Annotated in this window: 9 protein-coding genes; 2 read left to right on the top strand and 7 right to left on the bottom strand. The window is 54.3% G+C overall.

All coding sequences use genetic code 11. The features are described from left to right. Positions 1-3: 3 nt before the first annotated feature. From CULFRC11_RS10015 to CULFRC11_RS10045, 7 genes are all read right to left on the bottom strand, one after another. Positions 4-1,731, bottom strand: coding sequence for an ABC transporter ATP-binding protein (locus CULFRC11_RS10015; RefSeq protein WP_023636440.1), 1,728 nt, complete (start codon positions 1,729-1,731; stop codon positions 4-6). Beyond that, positions 1,724-3,424 (bottom strand): ABC transporter ATP-binding protein, encoded by a 1,701-nt coding sequence (locus tag CULFRC11_RS10020; protein WP_038620850.1) that lies wholly within the window; start codon positions 3,422-3,424, stop codon positions 1,724-1,726. The genes CULFRC11_RS10015 and CULFRC11_RS10020 overlap by 8 nt, the downstream gene beginning before the upstream one ends. Continuing rightward, entirely contained in the window at positions 3,414-4,886 is a 1,473-nt protein-coding gene (locus tag CULFRC11_RS10025; RefSeq protein WP_023636441.1) for an ABC transporter ATP-binding protein, read from the bottom strand. Before CULFRC11_RS10025 ends, CULFRC11_RS10020 begins: the two co-directional genes overlap by 11 nt. Further along, positions 4,883-5,575, bottom strand: a complete 693-nt coding sequence (locus tag CULFRC11_RS11140) for an energy-coupling factor transporter transmembrane component T family protein (RefSeq protein ID WP_080742807.1) — start codon at positions 5,573-5,575, stop codon at positions 4,883-4,885. The genes CULFRC11_RS10025 and CULFRC11_RS11140 overlap by 4 nt, the downstream gene beginning before the upstream one ends. After that, positions 5,572-6,162 carry an MptD family putative ECF transporter S component gene (locus CULFRC11_RS10035; RefSeq protein WP_023636444.1) on the bottom strand — a complete coding sequence of 197 codons (591 nt, stop codon included), beginning with the start codon at positions 6,160-6,162 and terminating at the stop codon, positions 5,572-5,574. The genes CULFRC11_RS11140 and CULFRC11_RS10035 overlap by 4 nt, the downstream gene beginning before the upstream one ends. A gap of 346 nt (positions 6,163-6,508) precedes the next feature. Beyond that, positions 6,509-8,170, bottom strand: a complete 1,662-nt coding sequence (locus CULFRC11_RS10040) for a VanW family protein (protein ID WP_014526355.1) — start codon at positions 8,168-8,170, stop codon at positions 6,509-6,511. Between the two features lie 192 nt (positions 8,171-8,362). Further along, the gene (locus tag CULFRC11_RS10045; RefSeq protein WP_031270673.1) at positions 8,363-9,502 is read right to left on the bottom strand and encodes a glycoside hydrolase family 3 N-terminal domain-containing protein; all 1,140 of its coding nucleotides are present in this window, start codon (positions 9,500-9,502) and stop codon (positions 8,363-8,365) included. A gap of 34 nt (positions 9,503-9,536) precedes the next feature. On the opposite strand from CULFRC11_RS10045, the gene CULFRC11_RS10050 reads away from it, so the two are divergent. Beyond that, positions 9,537-9,725 (top strand): DUF2613 domain-containing protein, encoded by a 189-nt coding sequence (locus tag CULFRC11_RS10050; RefSeq protein WP_014836883.1) that lies wholly within the window; start codon positions 9,537-9,539, stop codon positions 9,723-9,725. A gap of 62 nt (positions 9,726-9,787) precedes the next feature. Continuing rightward, complete coding sequence (locus tag CULFRC11_RS10055) at positions 9,788-13,009, top strand: alpha-(1->3)-arabinofuranosyltransferase domain-containing protein (RefSeq protein ID WP_051373215.1); 3,222 nt, start codon at positions 9,788-9,790, stop codon at positions 13,007-13,009. The last annotated feature ends 12 nt before the right edge of the window (positions 13,010-13,021 follow it).

Raw genomic sequence — 13,021 nt, forward strand, 5'->3', positions numbered from 1 at the left:
AACCTAGCTTAGCGCCCAGCCTTTTGCAGCCTTACGACGCTCCCAAAAGCGGCGATACAATCCAGGTTCTGCGTAGAGTTGGGCATGCGTGCCTTTCTGGCAGATGCGACCCGACTCATCCAAAACGATTATTTGGTCCGCCGAGCGAATCGTATCTAATTTGTGTGCAATAACAATAAATGTGGAACGCTCACGTAATTTCTCTACGGAAATCAGAATATTTTCCTCATTTTCCTGGTCCAAGGCAGACGTGGCTTCGTCGAAAAGCACGATCGGAGCCTGTTTAAGCAATGCCCGTGCCACTGAGACTCTTTGGCGTTCGCCCCCGGAAAGCAAAGCACCGCCCTCCCCTACCGGTGTTTCCCAGCCCAAACGCTCAGCGATCGAGGTCACTCCGGCAAGTTCTGCGGCTTTGCGAATCTCCTCTTCCGATGCTTCAGGGCGACCAACCCGAATATTGGCTAATAAAGTGTCATCAAAAAGATAGACATCTTGGAACACCATGGAAAGCTTGGACATGAGCCGTGTGGTGCCCAAATCCCTGACGTCTACACCATCTATCAACACAGCACCACAGTTAACATCCCAGAACCGAGACGCTAAACGCACAAGAGTTGTTTTACCGGAACCCGATGGTCCCACTATTGCGGTAACAGTCCCTGGTTCTACAACAAAACTAATGTCGTTGACCACTGGTTTTTCCGTGTAGCCAAAGGTGACGTTATGAAACTCAACGCGTCCAGATCCATCCCCTGACACCGGAGAAATCGGTTCAGGTAATGCAGGAGACCCTACAATGGGCTCAGCTTCAGCCACTGCAACTCGACCAACATCCAGCCCAACAAAAGCAGTGCCCATTTGTTCTAAGCATCGAGTAAATCGCAAAGTAATTCCGATAATCGCAATAGCTTCTAAGCCGCTAAGAGATCCTTCAACAAACAAATGCGCGCTGACGCTGATGAGCGCTACTACAAAGAATTGGACCACTATTCCATTCAGCAGAAGTGCGCCCGTTGACTGCCATAGTTCACGAAATCGGACAGACCGATCACGTTCTAATGCCTGAGTTAGGGGCGTGAAATTGTGTGATCTTCCAGTCGCTCGAAGCACAGGTTGATGCCGAACGTATTCAACAATCCGCGCTGAAAGTTCTCGCCCCGAAGGTAGGGCTTGTTGGGAGGCTTTTCCCCGAATTACGCTCGCCAGCTTCATCGCGGCGAGGGCGCATGGTGCGATAATAACAAGTGCTAACCCTAAAAGGGGATCAAAAAACCAACTGCCCACGAGCAAGACGGCTAATGCCGCTGCTTCGCGGAAAAAAGTACCCAGCAAGTGTGCCAGGGTCTCTGTGGCAACCATGAATCGGTCGGAAACCAGTCGCGATATTCCTCCCGTTCGCGCTGGTGTAAACCATCCCAGGGGCAGCGTCGCAAGTTTATCGCCGATAATAGAATGCCCTGTTTTCAAAAAGTCCAATGCAGATTGATAGCCCACCATGGCCGAGAAATACCTCAACGCAAACGAAACGACGGAGATAGCCACCAAGATGCTGAGCCAGCTGCTGATCGACTCACCACGAGTAAGCGCCGTAATAACAGGTAGCAGGATGAGCACGGCAAGGCCGTCGAAAAGCCCGACAAAGGTCACGAGGATCAGATAATAAAGCCGGCGCTTTCTTCCATCCGCACTTTGTAGCTCCCCCAATCTCCGTAAAAGTAGTGGATCAAACATTGGTGGCCTCCTGTGGGATCTCTGTAACCGGTGTCAGATGAATTATTTGATCGACCCCACGGATCGATTCCGGTTTGTGTGCAATAACAAGAACTGTTTTCCCAATGACCAAAGTGCTAAGCGCCGACTGGATCTCAGCCTCACAATCGGGATCAGTAGCCGCTGTTGCCTCATCCAAAATCAAAATCGGGGCCTGCGAAAGTACTGCCCGAGCAATCGAAATTCGCTGCTGCTGGCCGCCGGATAAGGACGTATCTTCTCCCACGATGGTGTCCATCCCCTGAGGTAACGCCCGGATAGCTGCCGCTATGTGGGCTACTCGGGCCGCCTCCCAAATCTCTTCATCCGTGGCATCCGTCCTATACAAAGCAATATTGTCTCGTATGCTCATGCGCAGTATGTGGGGGTCCTGCAACACAAAAGAAACCGTGGAATAAAGTGAACTGAAGCTAAGCTCGCGCAGATTTATGCCGTCAATCATGATGCGCCCAGCATCGGGATCTTGAAACCGCGCCAGCATAGTCGCCACAGTTGATTTTCCGGCACCAGACGGCCCAACCAGCGCTGTTATGGTTCCAGGCGCAAGCGTCGCACTAAAGTTTTTTATTACTGGAACTCCTGAGTAAGCAAAACTCACATGTTCAAATTCCACAGTGGGATTACGCTTCTCGACGCTCCGGCTCCCTTCCGACACCGCTTGCAAGGACATCACGGCATCGAGTCGAAGTGCCGCGTTACCAGCGAGTTGATAGGACCACATCATCATTCCCATGGTTTGGATAGTCCCTGGGATAACAAACGCAACCAGGCTGCTTATCAGTACTTCTGCTACTGTGACCTCACCAGCTGCCAAAAGTATTGAGCCACCACCAACGTTGATGAGTAACAGCAATGGAATCGCAATGACTGAATCGGATACAGCGCTGACCTTTAATAAGGGCCTCACCCACGCGTAGTAAAAAGCAGAAAATCTATCCGCCGCTTCCTGATAACGCCGATGCGCTTTCCCCACGGTCCCAAAGGCTTTCACTACGGCGATCCCCTCTGCAAACTCAACTGCGGTAGCAGAAACATCGCCTAAATAAGTGTCCATTTCTGCCGTTTTGTCTCCCATGCCTTTCATCGAATACGCCTGTATGGCGAGGTAGACAGGTACCGTCGCAACAGCAAGGATCCCCAGACGCCAGTCAATGCTAAAAACATAAAGTAGGAGAGCCAGAGGGGTCGCAATCGCGGTGACCGTATCCACCGGAGCATGAGCGGTCAGCGAATGCAGAGTTATGGTGTCGTCTTCTATCGCCTTGCGTACTTTTCCAGAATTTGTTTGGCCACACCACGCTAGTGGTGCACGTCCAATCGCACGGATAATACGTTGCCGGTTAAGGCTGACCAGTTTCGCATCTGCAAGATGCGAAATAAGAAGGGCTATGAAGTACAAAGAAAGTTGGCTTAAAAAAGCAACGATCAACCATTTCACAGTCTCTTTTATTAAGCCCACGTTGCCTTGTGCAAACGCATCTTCCAAAGCCACCAACGCTATATAAGGAGCTACAGACAATAGCGCAGAACAAAACGCAATAAATTGCGCACAATAGAGCTGGGCTCGAACAGGCTTGAGCAATTTTCGCAATGCCTTCTGCCCATTTTTAAGCTTATCTTTCGGCGAAACTTCTGCTACCGCATTAGTTGTCATTAACCTTCACTTCTTCCCACGATGTATGAGTTATTTTGTTTATGTTCTCCATATTCACCAGCCGAGTTGCAGATTCTTCAATGAGTTCCGCATCGTGTGTGATCACTATGACTACGGCACCTTGTGCGGCGAGACTACGCAGGTGAAGAGCAATTTCTTTGAGATGACGCCATCCCACTCCAGAGGTGGGTTCGTCGAAAATGTAAACCTTGGACTTTTGCGCACGAGCGGTAGCAATCACTAACCGTTGTTGCTGTCCACCAGACAAAGCCTGCGGGTGGCACTTTTCGTATCCGCTTAAACCCGATTGCTTCAAGAGCAAAGGAGTATCCACATAACTACGTGCCGTCGGAGAAAGTCCTAGGGTCACTTCTTCTTCCACTGTGGCAGCAAAAAGTTGGCGACCTACGTCTTGCATCACCAGATAACAAGTTCGTTGCCGTGCCACTGCAGACAATGAGCGACCGTTTAAAGAAATTCGGGCCCCTCGACCCGGTTTTTCTAAACCGCATATAACACGGGCAAGCGTAGTTTTCCCGCTACCATTTGGGCCCACCACTACCGTCACTTCACCCGCAGCAAAACCCACATGATCAATGCTCAACACAGCATTATCGCCGTAGGAGAAGCGGATATTTTCCAGTCTGAGATCGTCTCTATCCGAGGAAGGAAAATCCGTTATCGGTACCGGCTCAAAGGACCTCAACCCCAAATGTTTTCTCTCAGTGTCATGTAGAGCATAGAAGTCTTCAGCCGAAAAGCTTTTCTGTATTCTCCCGTCTCTCAGATACAGAACTTCATCTACCAGGCCTTTCATGCACCCCACACGATGCTCTGCAATAACAAGCGTCATTCCCAGTGCACGAAGCCGGGTTATGCACGAACGCAATGTTTCTATTGCTTTCGGGGATAGATTTGACGTTGGCTCGTCGAAAAGCACGATGTCACCGGGCGTTGTAAGGGCACAAGCACATGCCAATTTTTGTAGTTGTCCGCCAGAAAGCTCTTGCAATCGGCGCCCCCGGAGGCCCGAAATTTCCATAAGCTCAACCGCACGATCTACGCGGCTGTGGATCTCTTGTGGAGAAACCCCTAAGTTCTCCAGACCAAACGCTAGTTCAGAATCTACATGTTCAGTAAAAAACTGTGTGCGAGGGTTCTGAAAAACACTCGCGCTATATTCAATAGCTCGCGATAGTGGTTGTTCCGAAGGGACAAACTTTTCCGTCAAAGTGCTAAGTTGCAGGATTCCGTTCAGTTCGCCGGGATAAAAATGAGGAGCTAGACCACTGATGAGTCGCAGAAAAGTACTTTTCCCCGCCCCGGAGTCTCCCGTAAGCAACACAGTGGTTCCAGGTTTTATCTCATAGGTAATGTCACGCAGACAACCCCGGAGCGCATACGGTCCCGTAGCATATTCAAAGCTAAGGTTCTTTATCTCGATACCAGCGCGTTGGGTCATGCTGACCACCACAAGGAGCTAACCGTCACGAGAAGAAGCGATAATATCCCCGCATCAACCACTCGAAACCGCAATGTAGTGACAGTAGTCGGATATGATTCACCGCCCAGTCCTCGTACGAGCGCCGCAGCAGCCAGCTCATCTCCGACCCTCATTACCGCGCCAAGTAATGGGATCATAAACATCCCTGAGGATTGAACAGGTCGACGAATCCAGGACCATACTCCCGGCCTTAACCCTCGTAGCCGCATGGCGTCATAAATCGCCCGAGCCTCCGCGAGAATAACGGGCACAATCCGCAGGAATACTACAGGCGGGATGGTCAACCACTGCGGCAATTTTAAGCGTCGCAAGGCCGAAGTAAGGTTCGAAGGCGTCAGTGTAGCTAAGGCAAACAACCCTACTGATACGCTGACGGAGAAGCGGCTAAACCACATCAACGTTGCTGCTAGAAAAGCTATTGCCGTGTTTGCACTTGGCAGACTAAGGATTCCACGGTATGCCAAATAGAATCCTAGAAAAAATGCAACGGACCATAGACCATATCGGATCCGCACTAGAGAGAGCGCCAGCGCAGCACATCCTGCGCATAGGAAAAGAGTCGCTGTGGAAGCAGAACTGAGCACCGACATATTGATCACAACAACAGCAACAATTACTGTGCGCGGATCGCATTGCTTGAGAATCACAACAAACCCGAGCTTTCAAAATACTTACGGTGCACTCGAATTCCTATAACGCCACCGACGTATCCGAGTACGAGCGCAGCAATACCCACTCCGACTATCGTCCAGGGTTGAAAAATACGTGCCATTGTTTCCGCATACTCAGGCCCCATCTGAGATGCGATATCCACGTAATAGGCATCAGTGTTTAGGATCAACGGAACAAAAGGCATAACAATCCAGACCGAAAAAACTGCATAAGCAAAGGGATAGCTTGTGTCCAGCGGCATTGACGTTTTTTGAAGGAGAAGGTCCGCGAGAAATCCCAAAGCCACGCATCCTATGAACGACCACACATAGTGTCCGGTCATCATGAACATGAGGCCGTTTACCATTCCGACCAAGGCAAAAGCACCAAATTTTGGTGTTTTTGCCGCATAAAGAGCCAAGACGACGCCGCCCATAATTGTGCTGAGGGCAAAACCGAGCAGCATAAACGCAGGACCTATAAAGCCCGTCATTCCGAAAAGAAATGTAGTGACAAAGTAAAGGGCGGAAAAGATACCTGCATTTATTAAATCTCGGGTACTGAGGTGGGTTTTATAAGACATAAGGAACTTTCAACAGGGAAAATCATGGCAAGGCCACCCTAACTCCGAACATCGTTCGTAGTTATATACGCTACCCCCGCAAACTCATTAATTAGAGATAACATGCACTAAAAAAGCATTTTATTCAAAATGTAAAATATTGATATCCATACCCCCCTTAACGCCTATGCGCTACATATAGCGATCACGCAGCCGACGTGTCTGGCCTTAAATCAACCAGATTCCCTCGCCGCTTTGAAAGCACTAGCTCCCCTACCCTCAGAGCCCCACCGCTTCTTCTAGAGGCCCCAAAGTGCCATTCCATGCAAAAAGCGCGCGACCTGCTGGCCGCGCGCTTTCATACCGCTTAAGAACAAGTCACGATCGGTGACGGATCGTAGACGGTAGTCGTGGTTTCCCGCGAAATTTGGTTGCCGCTGAGATCTCGTACAATGCGGGTATCAGATGTGGTGAAACCTTGGGCACCGCCGGAAGGCGTGCAATCCGGACCAGAGAGTCGGATCGGCCTCGGCGGGGTGTAATTCCAGCGCCCTCCGTTGATGGATTCCACGTTGACGGTCTTTACTCCCGTGAGTTTAACGGTCACGTTGCCGCCACCTGCAGAGGTCACGATTCTGACGGGATATGGGGAGGTGTTCTTAAACTGCAGATCGATAGCACCTTCATAGACCGTGGCCTCGCGTCCCGCGGGATAGCGCGAGATGTAGAAGCTGTGATTGGTGTGTGCTACGTCTTGCATCCCGGCAAAGTAGGAGGCGTTGTACAAGGTAGTGGCAAACTGACTAATGCCACCGCCTACCGCCTTGTCTGCTCGTCCGTTGAGAATGACGCCGGATTCCACAAAACCTTGTGCGCGCCCGCGCGGCCCCGTGTAGCCATTCAATGAGAATGTATCTCCCGGCGCGACAATTGCCCCGTTGACCATCTCCGCAACGCGAGCGATGTTCACGCCCGAGGCTTGCGAATAACCGCCCGTGGTGAATTCGCCTACGACCTCGTCAAAAGTGGCCCGTTCCGCCTGTTCAGTGGTAAAGGTCGCGGGTTCATCAATGTAGACAGCGTCGAAGGTTCGTTTGTCTTTGGAAGTCACACGCTCATGGAAGTTTTCTAGGGTCTTCTCCCAGTCAATGGTGATGCCATCCACGCTAGGGGTGACAGTCTTGGTTCCACCGCGGAAGATGATGTTAGCGTTTTGCCTTTTCACCTCAGTCACCCCGAGGTTCTCCAGGAAAATTCCCTTAGCTGCTTCTACGTTAATGTCTGGTCGCAGCGAGTCATTATCTGGAACAAAGGTGAGGACCTCAGCCAGCCGTTCCACGGGAATGAAGCCGTCGATGTTATCGCGTCCATGCAGTACCAAGGGGCCTTGAAGCGCAGCGTTGGCTGTCTCTTCCGCTTTCTTCAGTGCGGATTCGCCAATAGCCGGCTTGGTGGTGTTGACCTTCACGTTCACACCGTCGGGTTTGAGCCAATCAGAGACGACTGCACTATTGAGCTCCTGACGGCTCAGGCTCTGCCCGTTCACGGATGCGTGTGAGTTGACCTTGCCACCGTGGATATCCAAGCTGGCGTCCTGAGGTGCAGGAGTTAGTTCTTTTTCCACTCGGTCCAGCTGCGGGGTCAACTTAGCCTCATCGACGGTGGAGACAATGTTGATCTCATGGGTGGTGAAGAAGCTAGCCAAGCGGGTAAACGGGTTGGCAGATTGTGCGCCTGCCCCGTCGATTGTTTTCTCCCAATCCACTCCAAGCCCTGAAGCTTCAGGCGAGAGGCTAGAGTGCTGTTCTCCCGCAGTGATCTGCACTTGGGCGCTCAACGCCAAACCCTTTTTTAGTGTCGAGATGGCTTCATCTTTGTCCATCCCGCCGATGTTGATTCCGCCAACGCTTGTCCCCCGAGGGACAGATCCTTGGTTGATCACATAGTCCGTGCCGTACCCGACGCCGCCGAGCAAAGCGATGCCCAGAACCACGCCTGCGCCGAACTTAGCTGCCTTCTTTGAACTCACTCACACCAACTTAGTGGACACGGGGTGTTAGCGACTATTCCAAGAACCCTAAAGCTCCGCTGTGCAATTTTTTCGTACCGCCATTCTCGTGGCTACGAACCCCTTATAACCTTTACTGATCCTGTTTTTATGGATTTTCATCACACGATAATCGCACGATAATAATTTTTTACTTAACTCTTCCCAAAGAGATCAAAGAACACCGACCCTGCGTACAGAGTCTTCAAATTGGGCTCTGGGATATGCGCCCGTTTCGACGGCCGCAACGGTAGCGTCGATAGCCTCTTTGAGCCCAGCAGTGGTCACCCACAATGCTTGATCGGCACCTGACTGCAACGACGCCACCACAGCCTGGGGAACAGGCATAATTCCTGTGATTGCGCCCATAGCAAGATCGTCGGTATAGACCACACCATCGAAAGGATGCCCGCCGCGATAAGAACCAGTGCGTAGCAGCTGGTAGGCGGCTGGATTAAGGGTGGAGGGAAGACCATTCTTGGGCGAGCCTAGGTCGGGAACCACCATGTGCCCGAGCATCACGCCAGCACCGGGGACATTAATCCGGCTATAGGGCACCAAATCAATGTTCTCTAGGTCTCCCAATGGCGGGGTAAACACCTGCCCTGTGTGGGAGTCGCCACTGGCACGTCCGTGTCCGGGGAAATGCTTAAACACTGGCCGGACCCCTGCGTCTAGCATTCCTTGAGCAAAGGCTGCCGCATACTCTGCATCAATATTGGGGTCCGCGCTAAAGGCGCGATCGCCCACGACATCGAGTCCAGCGTCTATGTCCGCAACTGGCGCAAAGTTCACCGTCACCCCGTGTGCGAACAGTGAGTCGCCCATCGTTTTAGCCATGCCTCGAACCTGCTCAGGGTTCATGGTTTGCGCCATCACTTGAGGTGAGGGGAAGGTCCCTAGGATTCCTTGGTGTCGGAGAACCCGCCCGCCTTCAAAGTCGATGGAGACAGAGAAATCGCGCCCCACGGCCTTACGCAATGCCTCGATGTTTCTACCCGGCGCGGTGAGAAGGTTGGGATCTGTACCTGACCCTATGAAGATGCCTCCAACACCTTGGTTTAAGGCAGAGAGGGCGTCGTCGTAGTTGCTTACTCCCACCATCATGAGGCTCGCGGCTTGAGCGCGGACGTCGTTAGGCTGCGTCTTTGCGCTTGGGGGCGCACTGGTTTCCTGCGTTGCAGACGCAGTAGTGGACGCAGTAGTGGACGCAGTAGTGACCTCGGTGCTGGCGGAATCCGTATCGGTTCCGGCGTCGCTGCATGCGGCGAGCGCACCGAGGAGGGCGGCGGCGAGAAGTCGTTTCATGTGCATTGCCCATCCAGTAAACCACGGTATTGTTATATGTATGGCTTTTGAATCCGATTCCCTTAACCGCCGCACCCTCGGCCCCACCATAGCCAGCGCCGTTATCGGTATCGCGGTGGGTATTGTGGCTGTGATTGGTGTGTCGCTCGTCGATTCTGGGCCAGCCAACGGTGCCGCGAACGCCGATTCTTCGGTCCTCGGTGACCCGGAGTATGGCTCACGTCAGTAGACCCGGCTTTGGCATCCCCTTCACAGATACAGGCACCAAAGACTCGGAGCATAGCTGACTTCCTGGTCGCGCATGTGTCTTTGCTCTTGTTGTTCTTCGCTCGCCGATCTCATCTTTCCGGCTGGATATGCGCTGCTCTGATTAGTTTTTCACAACCGTGGGGCTTAACTGCTGCAGACACAAAACACGATCTCGTTGCTAATCCAGCTCGTTTTCTTAGCGCAGCTCTTCATCCATGGACTGATATTTTCCCCATGGGCCAGCTGCAAAATCAGGCCTACGGTTACCTCTTCCCACAGGGGGCCTTTTTTCTCCTTGCTTCCCCGCTCCCGGATTGGATAGCCCAGCGTCTGTGGTGGACCTTGCTTCTGGGCTTGGCTTTTTCGGGTTTTTTGTTGCTTACCCACAGACTAGGGGTCGGCTCCAGCGGCTCGCGTGCGTTAGCAGCCGCGTTGTATGCACTTTCTCCTCGGATTCTGACCACCTTGACCGCCATTTCCTCAGAGGCCTGGCCGGTGGCGCTGGCGCCCTGGGTGCTGTGGCCGCTGCTCCCGGTGGTTGGCACGGTGGCTGGCACTCCCCACGCTAGCCGACGGCCTCCCGTACAGGGTTTCCCCGGAGTAGCAGCATCGTTGCTGGCAGTGATAGGTATGGGCGCGGTGAATGCGACGGCCACGGTGGCCGCGTGTGTTCCCGCCGCGTTGTTGTTGCTGTGGCTGCGGCGCTGGCGGTTCTTTGCTGTTTGGGCTGTTGGTTGCATTGCGGTGAGCGTGTGGTGGTTGGTGCCGCTGGCCGTCCTCGGTACGTATTCCACTCCTTTTACTGATTTTATCGAGAGCTCCTTTGTCACCACGCGCTGGCTCAACGCCGCTGAAGCCTTACGCGGCACCACGTCGTGGACGCCTTTCGTAGAAACCGAGCGAGAAGCCGGCCATGCGCTTGCCACCAGCCCCTATTTTGTCGTGGTGACGCTGGCCATCGCAGCCATCGGGCTGATCGGCCTATGCCGCCCCGGCCTGAGGTTTCGTTCATTCTGGATTGCGTTGCTCTTTGTGGGCGTGATTGTTGTGTGCGGGGCGCATTTAGTACCTGAGTTTCTCGACGGCCCCGGCGCCGCACTGCGCAACGTGCATAAGTTTGACCCGCTTTTACGAATCCCACTGCTCATAGGCGTTGCCCACGCTATCCAGATTCGCTGGACTCGGGATGTTCCCCGTCGCGCAGCGGTTTATGCCCTCGTCATGCTCGTTGCGGCAGCAGCGGTTTCTCCTGCATGGTCGGGACGCTTGCTTCCCTCGGGTGCCTATAGTCAGGTCCCCTCGTATTGGCCGGAGGCTGCTGATTTTCTCAATGAGAAAGCCTCGGGCACCCGCACCTTGATACTGCCCGCGGCCAGTTTTGCCCGCCAAGACTGGGGGTGGACCAGGGATGAGCCGCTGCAGCCGTTGTTGTCTGTTCCGTGGCTTGTTCGCGATGCCGTGCCCCTTGTTCCTCCAGAGGCAATCCGCACGCTCGATGGAACGCTTGCGGCTATTGATGAAGGCGAATTGAGCGAGCTACCAGCCCAGCTCGAACGTCTCGGTGTCGGCGCGCTGGTACTCCGACATGATCTTGACGATTCCGTCGTGGGCACCACCGGGACAGCGCTCACCTTGAGCAAAGTCCAGCGCCTGTTCCCCACTGCAGAGGTCCGCACCTTTGGCGAGGTCGATGTGATCGTGTTTGCCCCCCAGCGCAACATGCTGCTTGCCGACGCAGAAACGGCCGCCCCCACACCCACAAAGCTTGCAGGTGGCGGCGAAATCCTCCCGCTGCTACCCCGCGGCCTCTACGAACTCACTCATGAAGGCGCAGAGATAGTCACCGATACGCCCATGTTGATGGCTCGCAACTTTGGCACCATAGAGTCTGCGATCTCCGCCCCGCTCGCCTCCGCTGACGAAGCCCATGATGCTAAGGGCGCAGCGCTCGATTATCCGTCGCAAGGCTCTTATACGCGCGTCGTAGAGACCGGCGGCAGCGTGGCAGCATCTTCGTCTGCCTCGGATGCCACTGCTTTCGGCGGCGCGCACCCCGAGCGTTCCCTGACCGCTGCCGTTGATGGCGACCCAGACACCGCATGGTTTCCCGCCCCAGGGACGCAAGAAGGGCAATGGCTAGAACTACGGGCGCACTCCGATAACCCAACGCTGAGGCTCACCATCACTGGCTCTCCCGCAGAGGTCACCATAAGCAGCGCAGGAGCCCACACAAAGGTCAAGCTCAAACCTGGAATTCCCACCACCATCAAAGTGCCCGGCGGCCCCACCGATGCCGTGCGCATCACCTTGGGACCACAACGTCCAACCACAACGCAATCCGGAAAAGTAGGCATTGCCGAGGCCACCATTGAAGGCACATCGATCCAACGGGTGGTCACGGTACCGGAAGCCCCCGCGAGCGTCCGGGAATTCCTGTTTCAAAAGGTTGCGGTGGATACCGGCGTGATCATCAGGAGTTTTAGCCTCCCCAAAGACCTCACAGTTCGACTGTCCCAGTCCGACTGCCATCAACCCACGCATATCGACGACACCCCCCACACCTGCGGCGACGACCTCGTGCTCACCGCCGGTCACCATGAGATCCGCACTCGCTCCAACTGGGTCCGCCTCAGCGAACCGGGCTACTCACCGAGGAGTAATCTGCGCGATATCGCTCGCGGAGAAAGCATTCCTCCCGCTGACCACGACAGAATCCTCGTAACCACCCGCGCCGCCAACAAAGGGCTCACGGCAACGTTGAGCGATGGCACGGAACTACGTCCGGCGGAGTTTAACGCGGCGTCGCAAAGCTTTATCGTCCCGCCAGGCGCCCACGGCACCGTAACACTCAGCATGCGTGCCGACGCCACCTACCGCCGCGGGCTGCTCGGCGGCGGGGTGCTTGCGATGGTGATCGCGGTGGGGTGTGTCCTGGCGATCAGCCGGCGACGGCGCACCACCGAGCCTCCTGTCAAGCCCTGGCCTGCGCTCATCCTTCCCCTTGTTGGTGCGGCGGCGATCTGCTGCGTCGTGGGATGGTGGGGACTGCTGATGCTTCCTAGCCTCTGGGCTATCCGGCGTTTTACCACCATCACTCCCACCATCATCATCGGCGCAATGATGGCAATCACCGCCCTCTGGCTCGCGCGTACCCCCTGGCCCAGCGCCCACTACTTTGATCTTGTGCCTTTTACTGACGTGCTGTGTTGCCTGGCGTTACTATGCCCGTTGCTAAGCAAGAATTGTCGTTTTTGGGAACGCTAGCGCTTGTGGCTC

Source organism: Corynebacterium ulcerans, assembly GCF_000767685.1.
GTDB classification, from domain to species: Bacteria; Actinomycetota; Actinomycetes; order Mycobacteriales; family Mycobacteriaceae; genus Corynebacterium; species Corynebacterium ulcerans.